Annotated in this window: 30 protein-coding genes and 1 tRNA gene; 16 read left to right on the top strand and 15 right to left on the bottom strand. The window is 64.3% G+C overall.

Annotation, left to right across the window (positions count from 1 at the left end):
- Positions 1 to 37 precede the first annotated feature (37 nt).
- From CO675_RS17785 to CO675_RS17815, 7 genes are all read left to right on the top strand, one after another.
- Positions 38 to 1243, top strand: coding sequence for an LLM class flavin-dependent oxidoreductase (locus CO675_RS17785; protein WP_097673197.1), 1206 nt, complete (start codon positions 38 to 40; stop codon positions 1241 to 1243).
- 213 nt (positions 1244 to 1456) lie between these two features.
- Positions 1457 to 2407 (top strand): sulfonate ABC transporter substrate-binding protein, encoded by a 951-nt coding sequence (locus tag CO675_RS17790; RefSeq protein WP_097673198.1) that lies wholly within the window; start codon positions 1457 to 1459, stop codon positions 2405 to 2407.
- A 40-nt stretch (positions 2408 to 2447) separates the two neighbouring features.
- Complete coding sequence (locus CO675_RS17795) at positions 2448 to 3401, top strand: sulfonate ABC transporter substrate-binding protein (RefSeq protein WP_097673199.1); 954 nt, start codon at positions 2448 to 2450, stop codon at positions 3399 to 3401.
- Complete coding sequence (gene ssuD / locus CO675_RS17800; RefSeq protein WP_097673200.1) at positions 3383 to 4564, top strand: FMNH2-dependent alkanesulfonate monooxygenase; 1182 nt, start codon at positions 3383 to 3385, stop codon at positions 4562 to 4564. The genes CO675_RS17795 and ssuD overlap by 19 nt, the downstream gene beginning before the upstream one ends.
- Positions 4561 to 5367, top strand: coding sequence for an ABC transporter permease subunit (locus CO675_RS17805; protein WP_092117282.1), 807 nt, complete (start codon positions 4561 to 4563; stop codon positions 5365 to 5367). The genes ssuD and CO675_RS17805 overlap by 4 nt, the downstream gene beginning before the upstream one ends.
- A gap of 8 nt (positions 5368 to 5375) precedes the next feature.
- Positions 5376 to 6221, top strand: a complete 846-nt coding sequence (locus CO675_RS17810; RefSeq protein ID WP_097673201.1) for an ATP-binding cassette domain-containing protein — start codon at positions 5376 to 5378, stop codon at positions 6219 to 6221.
- A 7-nt stretch (positions 6222 to 6228) separates the two neighbouring features.
- The gene (locus tag CO675_RS17815) at positions 6229 to 6813 is read left to right on the top strand and encodes a flavin reductase family protein (RefSeq protein WP_097673202.1); all 585 of its coding nucleotides are present in this window, start codon (positions 6229 to 6231) and stop codon (positions 6811 to 6813) included.
- Positions 6814 to 6837: 24 nt separating this feature from the next.
- Here CO675_RS17815 and CO675_RS17820 read toward each other — a convergent pair whose 3' ends face one another.
- Complete coding sequence (locus tag CO675_RS17820) at positions 6838 to 7215, bottom strand: hypothetical protein (RefSeq protein ID WP_097673203.1); 378 nt, start codon at positions 7213 to 7215, stop codon at positions 6838 to 6840.
- Between the two features lie 181 nt (positions 7216 to 7396).
- Between CO675_RS17820 and CO675_RS41025 the strand changes: the two genes are divergently transcribed.
- Positions 7397 to 7552, top strand: coding sequence for a hypothetical protein (locus CO675_RS41025; protein ID WP_171947754.1), 156 nt, complete (start codon positions 7397 to 7399; stop codon positions 7550 to 7552).
- Between the two features lie 42 nt (positions 7553 to 7594).
- Here CO675_RS41025 and flbD read toward each other — a convergent pair whose 3' ends face one another.
- The 6 genes from flbD to sciP all read right to left on the bottom strand — a co-directional run bounded on the left by flbD (position 7595) and on the right by sciP (position 13190).
- A complete protein-coding gene (gene flbD / locus CO675_RS17825; RefSeq protein WP_097673204.1) occupies positions 7595 to 8980 on the bottom strand; it encodes a sigma-54-dependent transcriptional regulator FlbD in 1386 nt (461 codons plus the stop codon).
- A gap of 53 nt (positions 8981 to 9033) precedes the next feature.
- Positions 9034 to 9384, bottom strand: a complete 351-nt coding sequence (gene fliN, locus CO675_RS17830; protein ID WP_050631817.1) for a flagellar motor switch protein FliN — start codon at positions 9382 to 9384, stop codon at positions 9034 to 9036.
- 18 nt (positions 9385 to 9402) lie between these two features.
- Positions 9403 to 10026: a FliH/SctL family protein gene (locus CO675_RS17835; protein ID WP_097673205.1), complete on the bottom strand. Its 624-nt coding sequence runs from the start codon at positions 10024 to 10026 to the stop codon at positions 9403 to 9405.
- Entirely contained in the window at positions 10026 to 11111 is a 1086-nt protein-coding gene (fliG, locus tag CO675_RS17840; RefSeq protein WP_097673206.1) for a flagellar motor switch protein FliG, read from the bottom strand. The genes CO675_RS17835 and fliG overlap by 1 nt, the downstream gene beginning before the upstream one ends.
- Before the next feature lies 1 nt (position 11112).
- Positions 11113 to 12687, bottom strand: coding sequence for a flagellar basal-body MS-ring/collar protein FliF (fliF, locus tag CO675_RS17845; protein WP_502693393.1), 1575 nt, complete (start codon positions 12685 to 12687; stop codon positions 11113 to 11115).
- A 227-nt stretch (positions 12688 to 12914) separates the two neighbouring features.
- A complete protein-coding gene (gene sciP / locus CO675_RS17850) occupies positions 12915 to 13190 on the bottom strand; it encodes a CtrA inhibitor SciP (RefSeq protein ID WP_002714638.1) in 276 nt (91 codons plus the stop codon).
- A 429-nt stretch (positions 13191 to 13619) separates the two neighbouring features.
- Between sciP and CO675_RS17855 the strand changes: the two genes are divergently transcribed.
- On the top strand, positions 13620 to 14399 hold the full coding sequence (locus CO675_RS17855; RefSeq protein WP_097673207.1) for an alpha/beta fold hydrolase: 780 nt from the start codon (positions 13620 to 13622) through the stop codon (positions 14397 to 14399).
- Positions 14400 to 14538: 139 nt separating this feature from the next.
- Here CO675_RS17855 and CO675_RS17860 read toward each other — a convergent pair whose 3' ends face one another.
- Both CO675_RS17860 and CO675_RS17865 read right to left on the bottom strand, forming a co-directional pair.
- Positions 14539 to 15789 carry an OpgC domain-containing protein gene (locus CO675_RS17860; RefSeq protein WP_097673208.1) on the bottom strand — a complete coding sequence of 417 codons (1251 nt, stop codon included), beginning with the start codon at positions 15787 to 15789 and terminating at the stop codon, positions 14539 to 14541.
- Between the two features lie 125 nt (positions 15790 to 15914).
- Positions 15915 to 16094, bottom strand: a complete 180-nt coding sequence (locus CO675_RS17865; RefSeq protein ID WP_097673209.1) for a hypothetical protein — start codon at positions 16092 to 16094, stop codon at positions 15915 to 15917.
- A gap of 549 nt (positions 16095 to 16643) precedes the next feature.
- Between CO675_RS17865 and CO675_RS17870 the strand changes: the two genes are divergently transcribed.
- Together CO675_RS17870 and CO675_RS17875 are read left to right on the top strand one after the other, a co-directional pair.
- Positions 16644 to 17621 carry an AraC family transcriptional regulator gene (locus CO675_RS17870; protein WP_097673210.1) on the top strand — a complete coding sequence of 326 codons (978 nt, stop codon included), beginning with the start codon at positions 16644 to 16646 and terminating at the stop codon, positions 17619 to 17621.
- Between the two features lie 124 nt (positions 17622 to 17745).
- Positions 17746 to 18033, top strand: coding sequence for a hypothetical protein (locus CO675_RS17875; RefSeq protein ID WP_097673211.1), 288 nt, complete (start codon positions 17746 to 17748; stop codon positions 18031 to 18033).
- Positions 18034 to 18107: 74 nt separating this feature from the next.
- Here the strand turns inward: CO675_RS17875 and CO675_RS17880 are convergent, their stop codons facing one another.
- The 4 genes from CO675_RS17880 to CO675_RS17890 form a co-directional block, all read right to left on the bottom strand.
- Complete coding sequence (locus CO675_RS17880) at positions 18108 to 18419, bottom strand: hypothetical protein (protein WP_143279036.1); 312 nt, start codon at positions 18417 to 18419, stop codon at positions 18108 to 18110.
- A gap of 216 nt (positions 18420 to 18635) precedes the next feature.
- Entirely contained in the window at positions 18636 to 18818 is a 183-nt protein-coding gene (locus CO675_RS39995; RefSeq protein WP_143279037.1) for a hypothetical protein, read from the bottom strand.
- 440 nt (positions 18819 to 19258) lie between these two features.
- On the bottom strand, positions 19259 to 19975 hold the full coding sequence (locus tag CO675_RS17885) for a flagellar hook assembly protein FlgD (protein ID WP_097673213.1): 717 nt from the start codon (positions 19973 to 19975) through the stop codon (positions 19259 to 19261).
- A gap of 10 nt (positions 19976 to 19985) precedes the next feature.
- On the bottom strand, positions 19986 to 21146 hold the full coding sequence (locus CO675_RS17890) for a flagellar hook-length control protein FliK (protein ID WP_245452802.1): 1161 nt from the start codon (positions 21144 to 21146) through the stop codon (positions 19986 to 19988).
- Positions 21147 to 21222: 76 nt separating this feature from the next.
- Here CO675_RS17890 and CO675_RS41465 point away from each other — a divergent pair, with 76 nt between their 5' ends.
- The 5 genes from CO675_RS41465 to CO675_RS17910 all read left to right on the top strand — a co-directional run bounded on the left by CO675_RS41465 (position 21223) and on the right by CO675_RS17910 (position 24415).
- On the top strand, positions 21223 to 21543 hold the full coding sequence (locus CO675_RS41465; RefSeq protein WP_245452803.1) for a hypothetical protein: 321 nt from the start codon (positions 21223 to 21225) through the stop codon (positions 21541 to 21543).
- Between the two features lie 399 nt (positions 21544 to 21942).
- Positions 21943 to 23139, top strand: a complete 1197-nt coding sequence (gene mnmA / locus CO675_RS17895) for a tRNA 2-thiouridine(34) synthase MnmA (protein ID WP_097673215.1) — start codon at positions 21943 to 21945, stop codon at positions 23137 to 23139.
- 25 nt (positions 23140 to 23164) lie between these two features.
- Positions 23165 to 23803, top strand: a complete 639-nt coding sequence (locus CO675_RS17900) for a class I SAM-dependent methyltransferase (RefSeq protein WP_097673216.1) — start codon at positions 23165 to 23167, stop codon at positions 23801 to 23803.
- Between the two features lie 53 nt (positions 23804 to 23856).
- A complete protein-coding gene (locus CO675_RS17905; protein WP_198964642.1) occupies positions 23857 to 24222 on the top strand; it encodes a hypothetical protein in 366 nt (121 codons plus the stop codon).
- Positions 24223 to 24338: 116 nt separating this feature from the next.
- A tRNA-Met gene (locus CO675_RS17910) sits at positions 24339 to 24415 on the top strand.
- Between the two features lie 80 nt (positions 24416 to 24495).
- Here CO675_RS17910 and CO675_RS41470 read toward each other — a convergent pair.
- On the bottom strand, positions 24496 to 24735 hold the full coding sequence (locus CO675_RS41470) for a hypothetical protein (RefSeq protein WP_245452804.1): 240 nt from the start codon (positions 24733 to 24735) through the stop codon (positions 24496 to 24498).
- A 78-nt stretch (positions 24736 to 24813) separates the two neighbouring features.
- Positions 24814 to 25803: an acyltransferase family protein gene (locus CO675_RS17920; protein ID WP_158231264.1), complete on the bottom strand. Its 990-nt coding sequence runs from the start codon at positions 25801 to 25803 to the stop codon at positions 24814 to 24816.
- Positions 25804 to 25912: the final 109 nt, after the last annotated feature.

Below are 25912 nucleotides of genomic sequence, written 5' to 3' on the forward strand. Positions count from 1 at the left end.
CAACAAGCGGTCGGGGACGGACCTTGGGAGTGACGCCATGAAATTCGGCATCTTTTACGAGCTGCAACTGCCGCGCCCCTGGAACGACGGCGACGAGCTCCGGCTCTACCAGAACGCGCTGACCCAATTGGAGACTGCCGACCGGCTCGGCTACGACTACGCCTGGGTCGTCGAGCATCATTTCCTCGAGGAATATTCGCACTCGCCGGCGCCGGAATCCTTCCTTGCTGCCGCGAGCCAGCGCACCAAAAACATCCGGCTCGGCCACGGCATCTTCCAGCTCACCACCAATCATCCCGCGCGCGTCGCCGAGCGCGTCGCGGTGCTCGATCTGCTCTCTAACGGTCGCTGCGAGTTCGGCATGGGCGAGAGCGCCTCGATCACCGAGCTGACGCCGTTCGGCCGCGACATGGAGACCAAGCGCGAAGTGTTCGAAGAAGCCGTGCAGGCGATCTTCCCGATGTTCACCAAGGTCGGCACCGAGCATCACGGCAAGTATTTCGACATCCCGCTGCGCAATGTCGTGCCGAAGCCGGTGCAGAAGCCGCATCCGCCGCTCTGGATGGCGTGCTCGCAACTGCCGACGATCGAACGCGCCGGGCAGAACGGGTTCGGCGCGCTCGGCTTTCAGTTCGTCAGCGCCGAGGCGGCGCATGCCTGGGTGCACGCCTATTACAACGCGATCACCAAGCGGCTGAAGAAGCTCGCCGACTACGAGACCAATCCCAACATGGCGCTGGTCTCGTTCTTCATGTGCGCCGAGACCGATGAAGAGGCGCGCAAGCGCGCCGACGGCGCGACCTTCTTCCAGTTCGCGCTGCGCTATTACGGCCAGGCGCAGAACCGGCAGCGGCCTGCGCCGGGCACCGTCAACATGTGGGACGAGTACAACAAGTGGAAGCGCGAGAATCCGGAGGCGCAGGAGGCTGCGCTGCGCGGCGGCCTGATCGGCTCGCCGGAAACGATCGCTAAAAAGCTGCGGCGCTTCCGCGCCTCGCATATCGACCAGGTGATCCTGCTCAACCAGGCCGGCAAGAACACTCACGAGCACATCTGCGAGTCGCTCGAATTGTTCGGGAAAGAGGTGATGCCCGAGTTCCAGCACGATCCCGAGCACGATGCCTGGAAGAAGGGCGTGCTCGACGGCTCGATCCAGCTCGAGGAGATCGACACCCAGGCGTTCTCGGACCGCTATGGCACACTCGCGGTCAATGTCGGCCCGAAGACCGCAGCCGCCGGCTGAATTGATGCGCAGCCACCTCGCGATCGCGTGAAGAAAATAATTCGCTACGCGCGACCTGCGCCTTGAACGAAACGGCACGCGCGATGCCTGCACCGAAGTGCAGGCATCGCTATTTTTGTGCGGTGCTCGACAGCTTCATTCGCGCGCCCCATCATCCTGACAACGCATGATCGCGCGTCGAGAAACGCGCTCGATCGTCAGGAGAGTTTTGGAATGAAGCGTCGTGAGTTCCTTCAGCTGTCGTTCGTCGCAGCCGCCACTGCCGCGCTGTCACGAAACGCGCAGGCCCAGGCGAACGCGAAGGAAATTCGTATCGGTTACCAGAAGAACGGCGTGCTCGTCATCACGCGCCAGCGCGAGGCCTTGGAAAATCATTTCAAGCCGCAGGGCGTCGGCGTGAAATGGGTCGAGTTCTCCTCGGGCCCGCCGATGATGGAGGCGATGAATGTCGGCAGCGTCGACTACGGCGCGGTCGGCGATTCCCCGCCGATCTTCGCCCAGGCCGCCGGCGCGGCCATCGTCTATGCCGCCGCGCAGCCGATCATCAACGGGTCGGGCATCCTGGTGCCGCAGAATTCGGCAATCACAGCCATCGCCGATCTCAAGGGCAAACGCGTCGGCTTCACCAAGGGATCCAGCGCGCACAACGTCGTGATCCAGACGCTGGAGAAAGCCGGGCTGACCTATGACGACATCACGCCGGTCTATCTGACACCGCCGGACGCAGGTCCTGCCTTCGCCAATGGCGGCATCGACGCCTGGGCGATCTGGGATCCGTATTTCGCCATCGCCGAGACCAGGCAGAACGGCCGCATTCTGGTCAAGACCCGCGACATCACCAAGACCAACGCGTTCTACATCGCCAACCGCGACTTCGCGAACAGGCACGGTGCCCTGCTGCAGCAGATCGTCGATGTCACGACATCGACGGCAAAATGGGCCGAGGCGAATCCCGACGAGGTCGCGAAATCGCTCGCGGCCGTCACCGGCGTCCCGCTCGATATCCAGACCATCGCGGCGAGGCGGGCCGGCTTCTCGGTCGGCCCGGTGACCGACGACATCATTGCGACCCAGCAGGGCGTTGCCGACCGCTTCTTCAAGCTCGGCCTGATCCCGAAGCAGATCGCGATCCGCGACATCGTCTGGCGCAACACCCAGACCTGATCGGCGCGCGCTTGGTCAATTCAGTGCAGAGGATATTCCCATGACGCGTTTATTTCGACGCTGGGTTGCCCACGCGGTGCTCTCGGTCAGCATCGTCGCGGCGACCGTCAGTGCCTCCTATGGCGAGGAGAAAGTCGTCCGCATCGGCTATCAGAAATACGGCAAGCTGGTGCTCTTGAAGAGCAAAGGCTCGCTTGAAGAGAAGCTGAAATCGGTCGGTACCAAGGTGGTGTGGACCGAGTTTCCGTCGGGGCCGCCGCTGCTCGAAGCGCTCAATGTCGGCGCAATCGATTTCGGCAACACCGGCGAGGCGCCGCCGATCTTCGCGCAGGCTGCCGGCGCGCCGATCCAATATGTTGCCTACGAGCCGCCAGCGCCGAAAGGCGAGGCGATCCTGGTGCCGAAGGACAGCCCGATCAAATCGGTGACCGATCTCAGGGGCAAGAAGGTCGCACTGAACAAGGGCTCCAACGTCCACTATCTGCTGGTGAAGGCGCTGGAGAAAGCCGGCGTCAAATATTCCGAGATCGAGCCGGTGTTCCTGGCGCCGGCCGATGCCCGCGCGGCGTTCGAGCGCGGCGCTGTCGATGCCTGGGTGATCTGGGATCCGTTCCAGGCCGCGGCCGAGGCTGCGACCGGCGCGCGCACAATTGCCGACGGCACCGGCGTCGTTGCCAACTATCAGTTCTACTTCGCCGCGAAGAAGTTCCTGCAGAACGATCCGAAGATCGTCGAGCTCGTGCTGGCGCAGCTCAGCGAAGTCGATGACTGGGCCAAGGGCGACATCCACGCCGTCGCCGAACAGCTGGCGCCGAGCATCGGCCTGTCGGTGCCGGTGGTCGAGGTCGCGCTGAAGCGGCAGGCCTACGGCATCAAGCCGGTCACCGACGCCGTGATCGCGGATCAGCAACTGGTCGCCGACACGTTCTTCGCGCTCGGCCTGATCCCCAAACAAATCAAGATTTCCGACGTCGCATGGAGACCGGGCACGTGAGCACCCCAACCAACGCCAACATCCTCTGGTTCCTGCCGACCCACGGCGACAGCCGCTATCTCGGCACGTCGATCGGCGGCCGCGAGGTGAACTTCAACTATTTGCGCCAGATCGCGCAGGCCGCGGATCAGCTCGGCTATTACGGCGTGCTGCTGCCGACGGGACGAAGCTGCGAGGATTCCTGGGTGGTGGCCTCGGCCGTTGCGCCCTGGACCGAGCGGCTGCGCTATCTCGTTGCGGTCAGGCCCGGCCTGCAGTCGCCGAGCGTTGCCGCCCGCATGACCGCGACCTTGGACCGGCTGTCGAACGGCCGTCTCCTGATCAACGTCGTCACCGGGGGCGATCCGACCGAGAACAAGGGCGACGGCATCTTCCTCGACCATGATGAGCGCTACGCGGTGACCCGCGAGTTCCTCAACGTCTATAGCGATCTGCTCGCCGGCAAGACGGTCAATGTCGAAGGCCAGCACATCAGGATCGAGGACGGCCGCCTGCTGTTCAATCCGGTGCAGTCGCCGCGCCCGCCGCTGTATTTCGGCGGCTCGTCGGACGCCGGCATCGACGTCGCGGTCGACACCGTCGACAAATATCTGACCTGGGGCGAGCCGCCGGCGCAGGTCGCCGAGAAGATCGCCAAGGTCAAGGCCGTTGCCGCGCAACGCGGCCGCAAGCTGTCGTTTGGCATCCGCCTGCATGTGATCGTGCGCGAGACCAACGCGGAGGCCTGGAAGGCCGCCGACGAATTGATCCAGTACGTCACCGACGACACCATCGCTGCCGCGCAGAAGATCTTCGCGCGGATGGATTCGGTCGGCCAGCAGCGCATGGCGCAGCTGCATGGCGGACGGCGCGACAAGCTCGAGATCAGCCCGAACCTCTGGGCCGGCGTTGGCCTGGTGCGCGGCGGGGCCGGCACCGCGCTGGTCGGCGATCCCCAGACCGTCGCTGCACGCATCAAGGAGTATCAGGACGTCGGCGTCGATACCTTCATCATGTCGGGCTACCCGCATCTCGAGGAAGCCTACCGGTTCGCCGAGCTGGTGTTCCCGCTGCTGTCGCTGGCGCAGCCGGGCAACGTGACGCCGATCCGCGTCAACACCGGGCCGTTCGGCGAGACCATCGGCAACGACTACCGTCCGCAGAAGCAGGCATCGCAATCATGAGCTTGATCGATTCACTCCCGCGCGTCGGCGCGCCGAAACTCCCCAAGGTCGACGGGCTGATCCCGTGGATCGTGCCGCTTGCGATCGTGCTGGTCTGGCAGCTTGCCTGCGTCACCGGCTTTGTTCCCTCGCGCGTGCTGCCGGCGCCGACCGATGTCGCGCTGGCCGGCTGGAAGCTGTTGCTGTCCGGTGAGCTGGTTCGCAATATCTGGGTCAGCTTCTGGCGCGCTTCGATCGGCTTTGTGATCGGTGGCGGCATCGGCTTCGCATTCGGGCTCGCCAACGGGCTCTCGCAGCTGTCGGCGAAGCTCACCGACACCACGCTGCAGATGGTGCGCAACATTCCGCATCTGGCGTTGATCCCGCTCGTCATCCTGTGGTTCGGCATTGACGAGTCGGCAAAGCTGTTCCTGGTCGCGCTCGGCGTGTTCTTCCCGATCTATCTCAACACGCTGCACGGCATCCGCACCGTCGATCCGCAATTGATCGAGATGGGCCGCATCTACGGCATGACCGACGGCGAGTTGTTCCGCCGGGTGATCTTCCCAGGCGCGCTGCCCTCGATCTTCGTTGGGCTGCGCTTTGCGCTCGGCATCATGTGGCTGACCTTGATCGTCGCCGAGACCATCGCGGCCTCGTCGGGCCTCGGCTACATGGCGATGCAGGCGCGCGAGTTCATGCTGATCGACGTCGTCGTGCTCTCGATCCTGATCTACGCCTTGCTCGGCAAGCTCGCCGACAGCGCCTCGCGGGCGCTGGAGCGGCTGACCCTGTCGTGGCACCCCGCCTTCCAGAAGAAGTGAGAATGAGAATGCATGAAGCGCTTCGTTTCCAGCCGGTCGACGCCGAACCGGTCGACCGTGCCGACGTCGTCGCGAAGTCGCGGCATTTGCGGCGCGTGACGGAAGGCGCGGCCCGCGGCCTGTCGCTGACCATCCGCGGCCTGCGCAAGGCGTTCGGCGACAATGAGGTGCTGCGCGGCATCGACCTGCACATTCCGGCCGGTCAGTTCGTCGCGATCGTCGGCCGCAGCGGCTGCGGCAAGAGCACGCTGCTGCGCCTGATCGCCGGCCTCGACGCGCCGACGGCGGGAGGCATCGCCTTTGGCGAGCAGCCGCGCGCGCAGGACGTCCGCGTCATGTTCCAGGAGCCGCGCCTGCTGCCGTGGGCGCGGGTGCTGTCCAATGTCGAGGTCGGGTTGGGGCGCGAGCGCTCATCCGCGGACGCGCAGGCGCGCGCCGAGCGCGCGCTGGTCGAGGTCGGCCTCGGCGACAAGCGCGGGGAGTGGCCCTCGGTGCTGTCGGGCGGCCAGAAGCAGCGCGTGGCCCTGGCGCGGGCGCTGGTCTCCCAGCCGCGCGTGCTGGCGTTCGACGAGCCGCTCGGTGCGCTCGATGCGCTGACGCGCATTTCGATGCAGCAATTGCTGGAGCGGGTCTGGCGTGACCAGGGCTTCACCGCGATCCTGGTGACGCACGATGTCGCCGAGGCGGTTGCGCTTGCCGACCGCGTGCTGGTCATCGAGGACGGCCGGATCGCCGAGGATGTCACGATCGACCTGCCGCGGCCGCGCCGGCGCGGTTCGGCCGAGCTCGCCGCGCTGGAAGGCGAGATCCTGAAGCACCTGCTCGAGGGCAGCGAAGACACGTCCGGTCTGTGAGGTCGCCATGAATTCCATCGTCCGCAATGTTTCGATCGAGCCCGCGGTGGCGGCCGATGAATTTCGTGGCGCGATGCGCCATCTCACCGGTGGCGTCAGCGTCATCACGGCCGGCCGGGGCAAGGAAATCTCGGGAATGACAGTGACCTCGGTGTCGTCGCTCTCAGTCGAGCCGCCGTCGCTGATCGTCAGCGTCAACCGCGCGGCCTCGTCATGGCCGTTGATCGCGCGCCATGGCGTGTTCGGCGTCAACATCCTGACTGCGGATCAGCTGGACATCGCCGAGCGCTTCACCGGCAAGGGCGGCCTGAAGGGGGCAGACCGGTTCACCGGGGCCGAATGGACGACGCGCGCCTCGGGCGTGCCGTTGCTGGTCGGAGCGCTGGCAGCGATCGACTGTGAGGTCGAGGAGGTCATCGAGCGGCATTCGCACGCAATCGTCGTCGGTCGCGTGCTCGATGTGATCGCATCGGAGCGCACCGCCGCGCTGGCGTATTGGCACGGCGAATATGTCGCGATCGACCGCGACGAAGACGCCGCCAGGCTGGCCGAGGTCAGCCTGCCGTCACGTCAAGTCCATGGTGTGCGCTAGCGCACTGCTTGTCCGGATCAGGCGTCAGAACACTGCGCTCAGCGACGCCGGGCTGTCGATGATCACGGTGCTGCCGCGGACGCCAGCCCATACGGCCTGGATGGTCTGAGCTGTGTTGCCCAGCGGAATGCCGACGACGAGCGTGGTCGGGACGCGGCCGAAGCTCGACGGGGTGTCGTTATAGGTGAAGCTCGCGACCACCGGCGAGACCTTGCCATTGACGGTGACGCCGAACATGCCGCCCGGAATATCGTTGCCCGTGGCGTAGGGATTCGGAACGTTGAGGGTGATGATCGCGGTGGTGCCGACGCCCTCCGGGATCGTCAGGCTGAGGCCTTGCATCGGCGTGAAAGTCCCGGAGTTATTGGACAACGTGCCGGCGGTCTGCGCGTAAAGGGCCATATCGCTCTCCAGTTGTCTAAATATAAAAGCGCAATAAGAGATTGAATAAGGCAACTGGCCGCAAGACTCAAGGGATGAATGGCAAGGGCAGCGGCAAGCGGGCTGGCGCGGCATGTTGGCCGTGGCGCTTTGCCGGCAAGCGCACTAAAAGCCGCAGATGTTTCGCAGACGTGACGGTTCGATGAAGCGCGTGGGAGCCTGGTTGTTCTATCTCGTCGGCGCAATCGCCGTCGCTTATCTCGCGCTCTATGCGTATGTGACCTTCACCGGTCGCGACATCACACCCGGCGATCCGATCCGGATCTTTCGCAAGCCCGATGCGCCCAACTATTCGTGAGGCGCGGCAGTCGCGGCGGAATCGCCCGCCGCTTTCGCCCTCTTAGCCGGCGCTTGCCATGCGCTGATAATCGGGCGCGCCATTGCCGGCCGGGGTGATCGGGATGCCGCCGTCGGCATATTCGTTCAGCTTGTTGCGCAGCGTGCGGATCGAGATGCCGAGGATGTTGGCGGCATGGGTGCGGTTGCCGAGGCAGTGCTTCAGCGTTTCCAGGATCAAATCGCGTTCGACGTCGGCGACGGTGCGGCCGACCAGCGCGCGGGTGACCTGCTCGGCGGCGAGCGTGGCGTGCGCGACCGCGGGCGCGGTCTTGGCGAGGTCGAGACGGTCGCCGTCCGGGGTCAGGATCGCGTCGGCACCGATCTCGTCGCCCTGCGCCATCAGGACCGAGCGATGCATGGTGTTCTCGAGCTCGCGGACGTTGCCCTGCCAGCGATTGGTCGACAGCACCCGGCGAGCTTCCGCCGAGATCGGTCGCACCGGCAGGCCGTTGGCCTCCGCATATTTCTTGGCGAAGTGCTGCGACAATTCGAGGATGTCGGCCGGACGATCGCGCAGCGGCGGGATCTTCAGGTTGACGACATTGAGGCGGAACAGCAGATCCTCGCGGAAGCTGCCTTCGCGCACCGCCTCCGACAGATTGCGGTTCGAGGTCGCGATGATGCGGATGTCGACCGGAACCGGCTTGGTGCCGCCGACGCGGTCGATCACCCGCTCCTGGATCGCGCGCAATAGTTTCGATTGAAGGCGGACATCCATCTCGGAGATTTCGTCGAGCAGCAGCGTGCCGCCGGTCGCTTCCTCGAACTTGCCGATGCGCCGCGCCACCGCGCCGGTGAAGGCGCCTTTCTCATGGCCGAACAGTTCGGATTCAAGCAGGTGCTCGGGGATCGCCGCACAGTTGATCGAGATGAACGGCCGCTTGGCGCGGGCCGAGCGGGAATGGACATAGCGCGCCAGCACTTCCTTGCCGGTGCCGGACTCGCCGGTGATCATCACGGAGGCGTCGGAGCCCGCGATCTGCTGCGCCAGCTTGATCACCCGGCCCATCGCCTCGTCGCGCCAGATCAGATCGCGCGCGTCGTTGGCGACCGCGGCGAGCACGGCGGCGATCAGCTCGGGGTCGGGCGGCAGCGGGATGTATTCCTTGGCGCCGGCATGGATCGCGGCGACGGCGGCGCGAGCGTCGTTGGAGATGCCGCAGGCGACGATCGGCACGTGGATGTGTTCGGCCTCGAGCCGCATCACGAGGTCGCGGATGTCGAGGCCGACATCGACCAGCAGGAGGTCGGCGCCCTTGCCGCCGCGCAGCACGTTCATCGCCTGCTCGGCAGCCTCGGCGTGGGTCACCGAGGCGCCGTTGTCCATCGCGATCTTGGTCGCGGTCGTGAGCTGGCCCTTCAGGGTGCCAACGATGAGAAGCCGCATGATGATCTCCTGTTCGTCTGGTCGCGCAGGTTCCGCGCGCTACCGTCTAGTTGTTAAGAGCGTTCTGCCTTGATGATTTCGGTCATGGTCACGCCGAGCTTGTCTTCCACCAGCACCACTTCGCCACGCGCCACCAGGCGGTTGTTGACGTAGATGTCGATCGCCTCGCCGACGCGGCGGTCGAGTTCGAGCACGGTGCCCGGTCCGAGCTTCAGCAGGTCGCCGACGTCCATCTTGGAGCGGCCGAGCACCGCCGAGACCTGCACCGGCACGTCGAACACCGCCTCGAGGTCGGCGGCGATGCGCGCGGCATTTTCGTCCTCGTTGTAGCCGATGTCGTCGATCCCCGGCGCGTCGGCGGCGTTGAGATCGGGAAGCGGGACTTGGGTGTCGGTGTCGCTCATGGTTCAGCCCTCAATCCTTCAGCCGGTCTGGCCGCGGGACGCCAGATAGCGCCCGACGAGTTCGTTGATCTTGCCTTCGATCGCGGCGCGCTCCAGCACCACGCCGCCGTCGGCCCATTCGATCCGGCAGTCGCCGGTCGCGATCGTGGGCTCGGCCAGGATCACCAGCCGGCCCTGGAACCCGGAATGCGCGGCCATCCGCTCGATATTGTCATGCGCCGCCTCGTAGAGCGCGTCATTGATGCGGACCACCAGGTGCGGCGTCGCCACCAGATGCGAGAAGCAGTCGGAGACCAGCGCGGTGATCTCGCCGAGCGGCTCGCGTGCGACCAGCTCGGAGCAGAGCTTGCGGGCGACCGCGACCGCGACGTCGACGGCCTCGGTCTCCATCCGGGTCTCGATGCCGGCAAACCGGGCGGCGATGCCCTTGATCGCAGTGCCGATCTCTTCCAGCGCCTGCGCCGCGCGGCGGTCGCTCTCGACCTTGGCCTCGCGCAGCGCCGCCTCGTAGCCGGCGCGATAGGCCCGCGCCTCGGCGTCGGCGACCTTCTGCGCGACCTCGGCCGGGGTGGGCGCGCGCTCGCGCGAACGGTCCGGCGCCGAAAAGTCCGTGTCGAACAGGAATTTTGCGGGTGCGGCCATCAGTACACCAGCTCGTCGTCGGCGCGGTTCTTGGTCAGGGTGATCTCGCCGCGGGCGGCGAGGTCCTTGGCGAGGTTGACCAGCAGCGCTTGGGCCTCGTCGACGTCGCGCAGGCGCACTGGGCCCATCGCGGCCATGTCGTCCATCAGCATCTTGCCGGCGCGCGACGACATGTTGCCGAGGAAGAAGCTGCGCACCTCCTCGTTGGCGCTCTTCAGCGCGACGCCGAGCTTGTCCTTGTCGATGTTGCGCATCAGCGTCTGCGCCGAGGCGGAATCGAGCTTGATCAAATCGTCGAAGGTGAACATCAGCGCCTTGATGCGCTCGGCGGATTCGCGGTTTTCCTCTTCCAGCGAGGTGATGAAGCGGGTCTCGGTCTGGCGGTCGAAATTGTTGAAGATTTCGGCCATCACCTCATGGGCATCGCGGCGACGGGTCTGCGACAGGTTCGACATGAACTCGGTGCGTAGCGTCTGCTCGACGCGCTCGATCACTTCCTTCTGCACCGCCTCCATCCGCAGCATGCGGCCGACCACGTCGAGCGCGATGTCCTCGGGCAGGATCGCGAGCACGCGCGCGGCGTGCTCCGGCTTCAGTTTCGACAGCACCACGGCGATGGTCTGCGGGTACTCGTTCTTGAGGTAGTTGGCGAGCACCTCTTCCTGCACGTTGGAGAGCTTCTCCCACATGTTGCGCCCGGCGGGGCCGCGGATCTCGTCCATGATGCCGGTGACGCGTTCGGCCGGCAGGTATTGCTGCAGCAGCCGTTCGGTGGCGTCGAAATTGCCCATCAGCGCGCCGGAGGCCGACATCCGCGAGACGAATTCCAGCATCAGGTCCTCAACCACGTCGGCCTCGACGGTGCCGAGCGTCGACATGTGGACCGACAGCTCGCGGACCTCCTCGTCGTCGAGCATCGACCAGATCTTGCCGCCATACTGCTCGCCGAGCGCGAGCATCAGGATCGCGGCGCGCTTCGGGCCAGGTAGCGGCTTGCCCTTGGGCCGAGCGCCCTGCCGGTTCGCCAGCGTCGAGAGGACGGTGGCGATGTCGTTGGCGTTGGTGGTCTGGGGTACGGCGGCCATGTCAGTTCTCTACCGGCTCGCTCAGCCATTGACGGACGATGGAGACGGTCTCGTTCGGATTGCGCTCGGCGAGTTCGCCGACCCGGTGCACGGCCTGGGCGTGGACCTGGCCCTGGATCTGGGCGACGTCGATCAATTGCGCGGCGCCGCTGCCGCTCGGGATCAGCGCCTGGCCGGATGCACCGGCGCTCTCGGCATGGGCTTCGGCCAGCGCCGGCACGCCGGCGCCGGCCAGCGACGGAATCACGTCGGCCGCGACGATACGCTTGACCAGCGGGCGGACCACCATGAACAGCACGACGAGGCCGAGCATCATCATGACGCCGAGCTCGATGACGTACATGACGTCATCCTTGGTGAATTGCAGCATGCCGAGCAGGCCGGTCGGCTCCGCGATCGGCTGGGCGGTCGGCGGCTCGGCGAAGCGGAGATTGACGACCTCGACCTGATCGCCGCGCTTCTGGTCGAACCCGATCGCGGAGCGGACCAGGGCGGCGATGCGGTCGAGCTGCTCCTTGGTGCGGTCCTGATAGACCATCTCGCCTTTTTCGTTCTTGGTGTAGGCGCCGTCGACCAGCACCGCGACCGAGATGCGGTTGACGCGGCCGGCCTCGGTCACCTCGGTCTTGGTGGTGCGGGAAATCTCGTAATTGTTGGTTTCCTCGCTCTTCTTGCTCTGGTCGCGGGCGCGGGCGGCGTTGTCCTGGTTCTGGTTGCCCGGCAATTCGTTGTTGACGGTGACCTGGCCGGAATTGTCGGCGGTGAGGCTGGATTCCTCGCGGGTCTGGGTCGAGCGCAGCACTCGGCCTTCGGGGTCGAACTTGTCCGAGGTCTGGGTGATCTTGTTGTAGTCGAAGTCGGCGGAGAGCTGGACGCGGGCGCGTCCGGCGCCGACCACCGAGGAGACGATGTCCTCGACCTGCTTGCGCATTCGCTTCTCGAAGGCGGCGCGGCGCTCGTCGCCGACCGCGGCATCGGCATCGGATTGGGCGCCGTCGGCGAGCAGCTGGCCTGCCTCGTCGACGATCGAGACCCGCTGCGGCTTCAGCCCGTTGACGGCGGAGGCGACGACGTGGCGGATCGCCTTGATCTGCTGCGGCTCCAGCGCGCCGCGCACCCTGAGCACGATCGAGGCGGACGGTTCCGGCGTTTCGCGCGAGAACAGCGGCTTTTCCGGCAGCACGAGGTGGACGCGCGCGGCCTGGACGCGGTCGATGGCGCGGATGGTGCGGGCGAGCTCGCCCTCCAGCGCGCGCAGATGATTGATGTTCTGGACGAAGCTCGTGGTGCCGAGCGCGTCCGACTTGTCGAAGATCTCGTAGCCGACGCCGCCGCCCTTGGGCATGCCGCCCTCGGCTAGCTTCATCCGCAGCCGCGTCACCTTGTCCTTCGGCACCATGATCGCGGCGCCATCATTGCGCAGCTCGAACGGGATCGCCTGGCGCTCCAGGTCCTTGATAATGGCCGAGGAATCCTCGGTCGACAGGTCGGTGAACAGGGTGGTCATCTGGGGCGTGGTGACGCGCATGATGACGAATGCGAAGAAACCGATCAGGGCCGCGGTGACCGCAACCATGGCCGCGAGGCGGGCCGCACCTAGACCTCTGAAGAAAGCAACCAGACTTTGCACCAACGGCCCCCAGGGATTCGGCCCACGCGGGTCCGACTGGGCAAATATTGCCTAGGGTATGGTTTCCATATGGTTAACGAAGGTTAAGAACCGCGGCAAAAACGCGGACATGAAAAAAACCGGCTTCGCAAAGCGAGGCCGGTTTTCGTCAAATACCACTCTTTAGGAGAAACTTACTGCCGGTACTGCTGGATACGTGTCGTGCGCAGCCCGGCCAGACCATGCTGGTCGATCGAGAACTGCCAGGAAAGGAATTCATCGACGGTCAACGTGTAGCGGCTGCAGGCCTCCTCAAGGGAGAGCAGGCCGCCGCGGACCGCTGCGACGACTTCGGCCTTGCGGCGGATGACCCACCGTTTGGTACCGGGGGCCGGCAGGTCCGCAATCGTTAACGGGCTGCCGTCAGGCCCGATGACGTATTTCACCCTCGGGCGATGGGGTTCTGTCATGGCGTACTCACAAACTCTCAACCACTGAACTCGCGATAGGTAACCTACGCCCACCGGTTTAAAATTTGCCTAAGCCCAAGGCTTCAATACGATTCTCGTTGGAACGGCCGGGAACAGGGCGGCGGATTGGGCGCTCGGGAGCCGTGTGGTGCCGGTTTTCACCCCTTCCATCTGGCCGCCTGGCAAGCTGGATCAGCGGCTGATCCAGCCCCGCTAGTAGCAGAGAAACCGACCTGCCTTCCGGCGTCTTCCCGCTGTGTCGTCGACCTGATGCGAGGTGAACATTGGTCAACCTCCCCGCCTGTTCAACTATCCTTGATCTCCACGGCGACGTCGCGCGTAACCAGGCGCCTTTGCGCCCGTAGAAGAGATTGTCCGCTCACCGCCGGTGGGCGCGGTTCTCCAATCCTTCCATCCCGAGCCCTTGTCATGATGATGAACAGACGCACTTTCTCGACCGCCTTGCTTGCGGGCGCTGCAGCTTCGCTGGTGTCCTCGCGCGGCATCGCCGCAGCCACGCCGCCGGTGAAGGCGCGCAACGTCGTGCTGGTGCACGGCCTGTTCGCGGACGGCTCGTGCTGGTCCGAGGTCATTCCGCGCCTGCAGGCCGCGGGGCTTAATGTGACGTCGGTGCAAAATCCGCTGACCACGCTGCCGGAGGCGGTCGCCGCGGCGCAGCGCGTGCTCGATCGTCAGGATGGCCCGACCGTTCTGGTCGGCCATTCCTTTTCCGGAATGATCGTCACCGAGGCCGGCGTGCATCCGAATGTTTCGGCGTTGGTCTATGTCGCCGCGCGCGCACCCGATGCGGATGAGGACTACACCGCGCTGGCCAAAACCTATCCGACGCCGCCCGCGAGCGCCGGCATCGTGTTCGACGGCGACGAGGGCCGGCTGAGCGAAGCCGCGTTCCTGCGCGATTTCGCCGGAGACATCCCGGAAGCGAAAGCAAAGGTGCTCCATGCCGTGCAGCAGCCGTTCCACAAGCAATTGCTGGCGGGCAAGACCAGCCACGCCGCCTGGCGCAGCAAGCCGAGCTACTACGCCGTCTCGACCGAGGACCGCACCATCAATCCGGATCTCGAGCGCTTCATGGCCAAGCGCATGGGCGCCACCACGATCGAGGTGAAGGCCAGCCATCTCGCGCTGATCTCGCAGCCCGAGCCGATTGCGCGGCTGATCCTCGAGGCCGCGGGCCGGTCGGAGTGAGGGGCGGCTTTCCGGTCCCGCCGGGCGGTCGTTCATGAGCTTGTTTCCGTGTTGCGTCTGAGTTGAGCAGAAACCGAAGCTCGAACGGAATGGTTTCCTCGCCGACGCACGTGTGATGGCCGGTATCCGGCACGATCCATCAGGGACGATACGTCGACGGAGCAGTGACGGTTCTCAGCTGTGGATCGAGAACGGTCCTGCATGCGCGATCCTCAACTTTGGGATTCGCAACGGCAGCGGAAATTGCCCGATCGACTGCGTCCGCCGCGGGCTTGCGTTTGGCGCCGAGCGCGTTCAGGAGCGCCGCGGCGGCGATCATCATCAGGACGCCGCCGAGACTGAGCGCGATTTGCGTCGAAAGCCGGTTCGCAATGTCGAGCAGATCAGACTGACTCACGAGCGCCAGCAGAACGCCGAGACAATAGATCGGCAGCGAATTCTCGCCGCACCACCGCGCGCTGCGCAGGATCGGCGTCGATAGTCCTCGCCATCCCGCGGGCACGAGCCGTGACGCCACGATCGCGAGAGCCAGGAAATGCAGGAGCCGTAACGGGCTCAGATTCGATTTGTCCAACGGGAATAACAGATCCGTCACGGCCTGCGGCAGCGCCTTGATGTCCTGGCCGAGCGCAAGGACGAGGCTCATCGCGAGAAAGAGAGCGGAAAGGATCAGCGCAGGACGTGACGTCATCCATTCGCGGATTGTCTTCCCCTCGATGACGTACCATGCGCCCAGCACGACCAGAAACTGCCATGCCAGCGGATTGAAGAACCAGAAGCCGTCAGGCCAGGCCGGAACGCGCCAGCCGAGGACGTGCGCCAGCGCATAAAGCAGCAGCGAAAGGCCAAGCGTCATGTTTGGTGCGCGCAGCAGCAGCCACAACAACGGTGCGAATAACACGTGGCAGATCACAAAGACTGGCAAGACATCGGTATTGACAGGGCGGAATTGCAGGATTGCGGCGTGAGCGAGCGTCGCGCCCGGGCGCTCGAACAGAACCGTTATATTGCTCTCGTCGGCAAGATCGCCGCCCGCGACATAGACGAGCACGGCGCAAGCGAGCACAAGCAGGAGGAACGCGACGTAGATGTCCCATCCCCGCCGCAGCGAACGGCCGATCATGCCTCTCCAGCCTTCACGTTGACGGGCTCTGCCGTAGGCCAGCGCGCAAGTCACGCCCGAGATGAACATGAAAATCTCGGCGGCATCGCAGAAGCCGTAGTTGCGCAGCGTCAGCCAGCTTCCGACGTTGTTTGGAATGTGGTCGAGAAAGATCCACCATAACGCGATCCCGCGACAGACGTCGGTGCGCGGGTCGCGATCCGTCGATCTGAATTCCGGCGGAGTTTCGCCGATCAATCGCTTCGAGGTGTGGGTTCGATCATGCATTTGTCGATCTGTCTGGCGCGCGCACGGCTCCTCGTCGGGCACAGGTCCACCGGACGCTTTTGATGCTCCAGGGCGTGCGCGTGCCGGATCAGCCTCCGGCCAAGCCATGGGATTGGACGCTGCGGCTACCCGAGGGTTGGCGGCGCTTTCGCCTGCCAGCCGCAGTCACGGGGCCCGGAACGATCGCCGTCTTCCGGCGGCGCCTGCAGGACTTCGCCGACGAGCGGTATCAAAAGCTGCTTTCGCATTTCGGCGAGGCGGGCACGACAGTACTCGTGATAAAGCATGTCGAATATGGTGGACATGATCGAACGCCTTCCTGATCACTGAGGTTGACTTCCCACGTGACAGATTTCGACCATTTCAACCGGCGGCCAAAAGCCAACAGTGCCGCAGGCATTTTATGTCTGACAAATTCTGCTTGGCGATTTGGCCAAAGCAGCGAAATAGAATCGGTATCAGCAATCTTTCAAAAATGACCTGCCCGCGGCTCCGTAAACCGGATCAATTGCGAACAGGGCCATCAACTGCTCTACGCTTGCGCGCTGCCAGGGATGTCCAATGAATCCGTTGGCGGCAATTACAGATAGAGCCATCACGACCGTCTCCTCCTAAGGGAGAAATACAGGCCGCGACTTTCGCGATCAGTATAAACGTAATATTCTGACCGGTACGTGAACCAGTTCACATCTGCATCGATCACAGGCAATCAGACTAGCAGATCGATAGCATGGCTTCTTGGACTTGCGCGCACAGACCTTGAGAAGGCCGGTGCGTGAATTGCAAAATGCAGACATTGAAAATGGTGTGCCGCAGCATTTCATCCTGATGCTCTGTGAAGGCTGGAGGTCCCCATGCCTACGGACGCAGCCAATTTTGCATCGTATCGATTTTCGACGCGCGACCTTCCGGAGCGTACTCGTATTTCTCTATGGCGCGAGCATTTTGGGCGATGCGTCGTGCATGCCGATATCGAGCCGCTGTCGAACATTCCACTTCAGGCCGATGCGTCGCTGCTGACCGTTCAGGGCCTGCGTACGCTCGCGCTGAAGGGCACGTCGATGCGCTTTGAGCGTTCGCAAGCGAGCCTCGCCGATGGCGATGATTCGGTCGGCGTGATCTTCTGCTCCCCCGGCATGAGTCAGCTATCGCAGTGCGGCCGGGACGTCGAACTGCGCGGCGGCGATGCGATCGCAATTCTGCACTCGGAGGCCGCCAGCGTTACCTATGTCGATGGATTGCAGTTCGGTCTCGCGGTGCCGCGTGCGGAGCTTGAACAACGCGTATCGGATGTCGAGAACCTGATCATGCGGCCAATCGGGCGCCGAAAGGAAGCCTTCAGGCTATTCGCGGCATATCTGAAGTCAGTGCTCAAGGCGCGAGCACTGACTTCCCCAAACCTTTGTCATACGGTCGTAACCCACATCCATGATCTCGTCGCACTCGCGATCGACGAATGTCCTGCCTTGGGCGAGAGCAGCGCGAGCGCCGTCGTGGCCGCGCGGCACGATGCAGCCCTCGACTACATCACCATACACTTCAAGGAGCCTGGGCTCAGCGTTCAAACAGTCGCACGTCGCCAGGGCATCTCGCCGCGCTACCTCCAGCGCCTGATGGCGTCATCGGGGACGTCGTTCACCGAGCGCCTCAATGAACTGCGTCTGCAGCGGGCGCTCGAATTGCTGACCGGGTCTCACGCCGGCCGTCAGCGGATTTCCGATATCGCGCTGGAGGTTGGCTACTCGGATGTTTCGCATTTCAATCGCTTGTTCCGAATTCGTTTCGGCGATTCTCCGCGTGGCGTTCGGCTGGCCCGAAAGGGCTCTCATTGAGATGCACCGCGGCTGCGTTGGTTGTAAGTCTGAGTGACGTATCTCACGGCGCGTATGGACGTGCCACGTCATTGTCGGGGCGTCGCATCGGAGCGACGAATGGAAAACGAAGGACCCTGACATCATGGCCAATATCGACCACAAGCAAGGCACCTATACGATCGCCGCCAATTCGAGCCAGCCGTTCACGTTCTGGTGGGGCAAGGATTCGAAGGCGCCGAACGAGTTTTTCGACGTATCGATCGCGCCGCATTTCGAGAAGAACCAGACCTCGATGCAGCCGCTGCGCGAGACCGACCGGGCCGTGTACTGGGATCACCGCGGCGGTGTCGGCGTCGTGCTGATCCTGACCTTGCAGAACAGCAACAATTTTCCGGTGACGTTCGAGGCCAATCACGTCCGTATCTATTGATGCGGCGAGGACATCGAGCGGGCCGCGCCGGTTGCGCGGCCGGCACGCTGCCTCACCGCGGCCGTCTCATCGAGCTAGATCACGCTCGACGACGACCACATGTGCAGGATGATGATGGAGGGCCATGGCAGGACGAGCAAGAACAGGTGGACCGCCCGAAGCTCTCCGGCCTTTCTGACGAACAACATGACGAGGAAGAACCAGATGGCATAAAGGCCCAGCAGGAACGGGAGGCTTCGCCTTGCGGAGGGATCGGGCGCCATCCAGGGCAAGAGGTTGTGAAAACCCATATAGACAAAGGCGTACGCCATCATGAGCGGAAACGATGCGCCAACGCCGATCGCGGCACCGCCAATCAGGGCGCCCAGCATCTTCAATTCTTTCAAGTGAGGCTCCCTCGGATGCAAATTGTCTTGGGTAGCGATCAGGGCAAGCGCTCTACCTAAACTGGATGCGTGTGCAAATCGATGACGGATTACGGCAAATTGTCGAGGTCCGTCTTGGTTACAGGTGGACACCAGCCCAAGGCCGCCCCATTGCCGTTCGGGGCTCGTCAGTGCGGCGAGACGGCCTCGCCTCGTCAGTCCACTCCGGCCGCGTTGTTACTCGCCGGCAGTCGGCGGCAGCCGTTCCCGAAGCACTGCGATCTCGAGCATGACCGTGATGGCGATGGTCCTGAGACGCGCATTCTCGGTCATTGTGTCGGCAAGCTGCGGGTGGGGTGCGACCGCATGCCGTGGCGTGGTCTGGGCGGGGTCTGGCGGGGTGGGGCGTGTCGGGGTCACGGGCTAGCTCTTGCCGGCGGTCAAGGCGCGCAGCCTGGGCAGCTGCGGAGTTTCAGGGCGGAATTGGCGTTCAAGCGCAGAACATCAGGATAACGTCCGCTTGCTTACAGGAAGCTGACGCGTGGCAATTTATTGCTGTTTGTGTCTGCCGATGTCGCTTGGGAGGCATGAGGCCTTGGTATTGAGCTGCCCGACGACGCAGGCCCGCTTGCGAGAATGCGGATGCATGACTCACAGGCCGTGCTGCAAATTCGGTGTCGTCCCTGCCTGGTGCGCAGTTGCGCACGGGGGCAGGGACCCATAACCACCGAAGGTCATTGTTGCGCGTTGCTGGCATGGCGAGCCCCGCCGACAACGCCCGCCACGGAGTATGGGTCCCTGCTTTCGCCGGGACGACAGGCGTGTATGCGGCAACTCGCGATGCGGAAAAGAGCCCTGGCTCAGCTGCTGCTCGTCGCGCCGCGCACCACCCGCTTGATCTTGTCGGTGGTGTAGGTCTGGCCGCCGATCGAGAGCAGCGGCGGCGAGGCGGTCAGGTCGACGGAGTCGACGACGCCCTGAATCTCGGTCGAGATGGCGAGGTCGTTGCCCTTGGAGTCCTTGCCGGTCGCGGTCAGCGTGTAAGTGCCGGCCGGCCATTGCGTGCCGTCATTGCCTTTGCCGTCCCAGACGAAGCTGGCGTTGCCCTGCTTCAGGTTGAAATTGCCGGAATAGGCGGTCTGGCCGGACGCGCTCGTGATCGTGATGGTGGCGCTGGTGGCTTGCGGGGACACCAGATTCCAGGTCGCGGATTTGTTGAACTGGGTCTTGCTGCCGTCGACCGCGACCGTGTTGCCGACATAGACCAGCGCCTGGGTCGACTGCGCGCTCTTCTCGATCGCGATCAGCTGCTTGAGCTGATCGTTGGATTTCAGCTGCTGCTCGACGCCCGCGAACTGCACGAGCTGCTGGGTGAACTGGTTGGTGTCGAGCGGGTCGAGTGGGTTCTGGTGCTGCAACTGTGTGGTCAACAGTGTCAGGAAGGTCTGGAAATTGTCGGCGATGCCCTGCGACGAGGTCGTGAGGCCGCTGCCGGTGCTGCTGCTTCCGGAGCTCGTTCCGTTGCTGGTGCCCGGTGCTGAAACGACCGGCGTCGGCATGGTTGCATCGACTGCCATGATGAACTCCCTACACTCTGATATCGACGCCGCCGAGGGCGCTGCTTGCACGGCCGTAAGAACGGCCTGCGACCGCGGCGGGAGCACTGTCCTCTTCGGCAACGATCAAACGATGAGCGTTCGGATTGGACTGGCCGTTGTTGTTCTGGCCCGACTGCGACTGGTCGCGCAGGCTGAACTGCAATCCGCCATTGCCGGTCGACAAGCCGGCATTGTCGAGCGCGCGCTGCAGCTGGTTGGCGTCCTGGCGCAGCATCGACAGCGTTTCCGGCCGTTCGACGGTGAGATGCGAGGTCACCTGGCCGTTGCGATCGACATCGATGCGGACATCGATGCGGCCGAGCTCGGCGGGGTCGAGCCGGATCTCGAAGCGGCTCTTGCCGCTCTTGGCGGAGGCGGCGATCTGCATCGCAAGTCCGCTGAGCGGCACGGCGGCGGTTTGCGCGGCGTTGGTCACGGTCAATTGCGCGGTCGCAGACGGTGTCGTCTGGCTGGTCGGCAGTTGGGCCTGGAGTGCATTGGCCGCCTGCGCGCTGGGATCGGGTGTCGTGAGCTGGGCCTGCGCCGCCGCGTGGCTGCCGGCCGTCGGGGTCGGCGCGGCGTTGCCGTCGCCGCTGGCATCGGCCTTGATGGCATCGGCTGCGCCGTCGGCCGTGGCCTTTGCCTTGCCGGAAACAGCGGTTGGCTGCGTGGCTGCGGGAACGATGGTGGCCGGAGCGGCCTGAGCGGTGTTGGCGTTGCCCTGGGCCGCGCCGTCCTGGCCGGTCGGCGTTGTCGCGGTCGCGTCCGTTGCGGCCACCTGTGTCTTGGCTTGCGTCGTCGTCTTCGTGGCCGGCGTTCCGGCGGCGACGGTGGCGGCGAGTGTCGCATCGCCGGTCGCCGTCGCGGCGCCCGAGACCGTTGCCGCATCCGTCGTGATGACCTGTCCCTCGGTCTTGACGCCGGCCGCCTTGGCGACCTTGTCGGCATTCGCCGCGGTGGTCGCCGCCGTTGCGGTGTCGGCGCCGGCAGGCGCACCGCTGCCGGCCGCCGCACCAGTGCCGGCGATGGCGGAGCTTGCCGCGATGGCCGCAGCCGCGATCGCAAGCGGTGCCGCGGGTTGGCCGGATGGCGCGGTCGCCGTCGCTGCCGGGTCGGTCGCCGCTGCAGCGGCAACGGGGACGGCAACCACGGCGCTCGCCAAAGCCGCGTTGGCTGGATCCGGCTGCGCCACGGCTTGCGCCGTGGCCTTGTCGCCGGTGGATTGCGTGTCGGTGCTCGATTTCGAGTCGTCGGATTTCGATTTCGACTTGGTCTTCGGCGGCGCGTCGCTGCCGCTATCGACCTTGTTGTCATCGCGCGAGCTGCCGGAATCCCGCGACGTCCGATCGGGGGCCGCGCTGGTGTCGCGGGAGCGTGCATCGGTCGTCGAGGACGAATCGTCGGACCGGCGCGCGGGCGCCGGCTGGGCGTCGTACCTGTTGTTGTCGCTCGTGGACGCAGTGTTGCTGTCGACCAGCGCGGCAAAGCCGTCGTTCCCCGCCTGCGAGGCGGGGTCGGGCCGCGCCGACCGTGTCGTCGAGCCCTGAAAAGACCGGCTTGCCAATGCTTCCGACGTCACGCTGACCACTGCCAACCCTCGCAAATGAGACTTCCGGCGTTTTGTCAGCAAGGAGCGGGCCAACCATCGGTCGTAATAAATATATAACAATTTCAATTGCTTAATGGTCGTGCGCTCGGCCTGGAACAGGTTCCCGGCAGGCCCCGTTTTTGCCCGGCGGCAAGATTTGCCGTCCGCGCACGGCTGCTACGGATTCCGCCGGATTGCCTCGCCGGAATACGGCCTATATTAAAGGTGGCCTCCGACGCGTCCCGAACCGACCGAACCGGCCTTGGACGCGTTCTAAGGCTTTCTGGACAAAGGCTTTTTCCAATTTCGTCGCGGAGCGCATAAGCTCGCCGCGACAGTGACCAATGACCGCTTAGAGATGCTCAACAGTCTGGATCTTGAAGGCCGCCCTGAAGACACACGGATCGTCGTTGCCATGTCCGGCGGCGTCGACTCGTCGGTAACGGCTGCGCTGTTGAAGTCGCAGGGCTATGACGTGGTCGGGATCACGCTGCAGCTCTACGACCATGGTGCTGCGACCCATCGCAAGGGCGCCTGCTGCGCCGGCCGCGACATCCACGATGCGCGCAATGTCGCGGAGCGGATCGGCATTCCGCATTACGTGCTCGACTACGAAAGCCGCTTCAAGCAATCGGTGATCGACAATTTCGCCGACAGCTACGCGCTCGGCGAGACGCCGGTGCCATGCATCGAGTGCAACCGCTCGGTCAAGTTTCGCGACCTGCTCTCGACCGCCCGCGAGCTCGGCGCCCAGGCGCTGGCCACCGGACACTATGTCGCCTCGCGCCGGCTTGCCGATGGATCGCGCTCGCTCATCTGCGCGGCGGATGCCGATCGCGACCAGAGCTATTTCCTGTTCGCGACGACGCGCGAGCAGCTCGACTTCCTGCGCTTCCCGCTCGGCGACATGACCAAGCCGCAGACCCGCGAGCTGGCGCGGCGCTTCGACCTCGAGGTCGCCGACAAGCAGGACAGCCAGGACATCTGCTTCGTGCCGACCGGCCGCTACACCGACATCATCGGACGGCTGAAGCCGAATGCGATCGCGCCGGGCGACGTCGTCGATCTCGCCGGCAATGTCATCGGCCAGCACCAGGGCATCGTTCATTTCACCGTCGGCCAGCGCAAGGGCCTCGGCATCGCATCAAGCCATCCGCTCTATGTTGTCAAGCTCGATGCGGCGACGCGCCGGGTCGTGGTCGGGCCGCGCGAGGCGCTGCGGATGGATCGCATCGCGCTGCGCGACGTCAACTGGATCGGCGGTGGTGCGCTGGACCGCGTGATCGGCGAGGGCATCGAGATTTATGTCCGCGTGCGTTCGACGCGTGCGCCGCAGCCGGCATGGCTGCGCGCCGTCGATGGCGGCTATGAGGTCGAGCTCGTCGCCGGCGAGGAGGGCGTGTCGCCCGGCCAGGCCTGCGTGTTCTACGACGCGCCTTCCGGGCAGGCGCGTGTACTCGGCGGCGGCTTCATCAGGAGTGCGAGCGCGAGCCGCGTCGCGCGGGCCGCGACGCAGGATGCGATGGCGCCGCTCGCGGAAGCGGTTCGCGGCTAGATAGAAGAAGCATCGGGGCAGGGGAATGGCTGGGGACATCGACCGCGAGGGGGTCGAAAAGGCGTATGGCCGCTGGGCACCGATCTACGATCTGGTGTTCGGCAAGGTGTTCGATCAGGGCCGTCAGTCGACGATCGCGGAAGCCGACCGGATCGGCGGACGCGTGCTCGATGTCGGCGTCGGCACCGGGCTGTCGCTGTCGGAATATGCGCGCACCACAAGACTGTGCGGCGTCGATATTTCCGAGCCGATGCTGCGGCGGGCGCTCAAGCGCGTGCGCGCGCTGGGCCTCAGCAATGTCGAGACGCTGGCGGTGATGGACGCCAAGAACCTCGCATTCCCGGATTCGTTCTTCGACGCGGTGGTCGCGCAATACGTCATCACCGCGGTGCCGGATCCCGAGGCGACGCTCGATGATTTCATTCGTGTGCTGAAGCCGGGTGGCGAGCTGATCCTGGTCAACCACATCGGCGCCGAGAGCGGCCCGCGCCGCATCTTCGAGCTCGCCTTCGCGCCGCTGGCGCGGCGGCTCGGCTGGCGTCCGGAATTTCCGTGGGAGCGGTTGACCAACTGGGCCGCCAAGCATGGCGGCGTCAGCCTTGCGGAACGCCGGCCGATGCCACCGATGGGGCATTTCTCGCTGATCCGCTTCCGCAAATCGTGAGGCTTGCTGCGATTTTGACGGGAACATCGGCGCGTCGTCGCGGTTTTCCCGCCATGAGGATCAATCGAACACTCGCTTTGTCCGGGATCCTGATGCTGGCGCCCGTTGTGGCCGCTGCGCAGGCTCCGCCGACGCCTGCCACGCCGCCGGCACAGACCGCGCCGCCGGCGCCGCAGCGCGCCGCCGCGAATTGCGCGCCGCAGCAGCCTTCGCATCCGGGGGCTGCGGTGCCGGAGGGAACCACAACCGGGCAGGCCGGCCAGCCGCTAGGCGACAAACTCGCCAAATCCGACGGCGTGCTGTGTCCGCCGGCCGGCGTCGACCCCGAAATGCGTGCGCCGACCCCGCAAGGCGGCAACACGCCGGTGATTCCGCCGCCCGGCAGCCCCGGCGGCGACCCTTCGGTCCGGCCAAAATAGCCCCTGTCTGCAATAGTTTGCGGTCTCGTCCGGGTTTGCTTGACAGGCGTGCGTGCCACTCTTTATATGCCGCGCGTTCGCACCCGCGGCTTGCATGCCGCCGATCGCGAGCCCATGGCGGGGTAGCTCAGCTGGTTAGAGCACGGGAATCATAATCCTGGGGTCGGGGGTTCGAGTCCCTCTCCCGCTACCATCTCTCCCCACACTCCTTGACGCGGTTGGGATAAGCCTGCTCCCCCAGCAGGGCGTTTAGCCGAGCTGCGATCTCCGCGATTACATCGGCTGCCTGCGCTGATCTCGGAAGACGGTGACGGTCTCGACGAACTCTCTGATGGCTTCGGCGGCCTCTCCATCGCCCGCGCCGACACCTTTCGCTAGCGCTTCCTCAAGCCGGCCGAATTGCTCCTCATATCGCTTGAGGATCGCCGGATGCAGTGCAGCTTGCTTTGTGGCCGGCGACGCCGCGGGCAGGTGGTGAGCCGCGTCTAGAACCGCATTGGCGGTCGCGGACACTCATGTAGGGTCTTGGTTGAATTTGTGCGCCTCCCTCGGCGTTGGGACGGCGATGCGCAACTACTTCACGCGGACTATCTAAGCTGGCGCAGCTTCAGCTTCGGCTGACCATCGCCGAGCCAGTCTACTTCCGAGGTGGATTGATGGTCGCTCGATCATCTTCCAGGTGATCCGGGATACGAAAACGACAAGGAAGATGCAAGCAAACCGGATTGGCTCCAAGCTCCATAGTGGAACGTGTGTTACCATCTTGCTCGTGACCGCCGAGCAGCCCCAAAAGATGATCGGGTGTATCAGGTAGATTGAGTACGATTGATCGCCTGTTCGTACCAGCCATTGCGTGAGAGGGCCCGTTTTCAGGTTAGCGAAGCCAACGATAGTCAAGAACAGCGCCGGGGCGACCCACAGGCGCGACAAATAGTAAAACAGGGCGCAGAGCGTGATCAGGCCAACGGCTATCGGCAGGAGCGATCCCATCCACCTCAGTTTGGGCCAGAGGATATAAGCAAGAATGCCCGCAGCAAATTCGAGGTGGAAAGCTGCAAGCTTGGAGACGTACCACGGGCCATACTCCCGCAGGGCGAATGACGCTATCAGCGCTACGATGACCCCAGGAAGTCGAACCAACGGAAACAGTATCGTTACCAGGGCGTAGAACGCCATTTCATGTTGGAGTGTCCATCCGATGCCATAGAAGGGCAGCTCCTTGGTCGGCAACAGAGTCGCTGAATAGAGGAAATAGGTCGGCGTCTCGTAGTTCTGCCAACCGCGCCAAATCGCAGCCAAAATTGCAAAGGTCGCGAGACAGAACAGCCAAAGAGGGTAGATGCGTAAGACCCTCTTGGTTAGAAACTCGATGGGAGAAAAGGTCTTCTTAGTTGCGATCATGCAGATGACAAAGCCGCTGATCGCAAAGAAGAGATCAACGCCGAGTTCTCCGAATTTCGCAAGGGGGGCAATTGGGTAGGCGGCGTTTTCCGGGAAACGGACCAGCGCTAGCCAAGAGTGGAAGTAGAGAACGCTGAGCGCCGCGACCGCTCTTCCAATCTGAATTCCATCGAGCCTCATGGATGGCTTAGTACAGCCACAACCAAGCCGCGTAAATAGTTGTGCGTTGCGACTAAGGATCACGTGACGAAAAATTCCACTAACTGTGCCGCGGGAGCCCTTTCCGAGG

Origin of the sequence: Bradyrhizobium sp. C9 (genome assembly GCF_002532045.1) — a bacterium.
GTDB lineage: Bacteria > Pseudomonadota > Alphaproteobacteria > Rhizobiales > Xanthobacteraceae > Bradyrhizobium.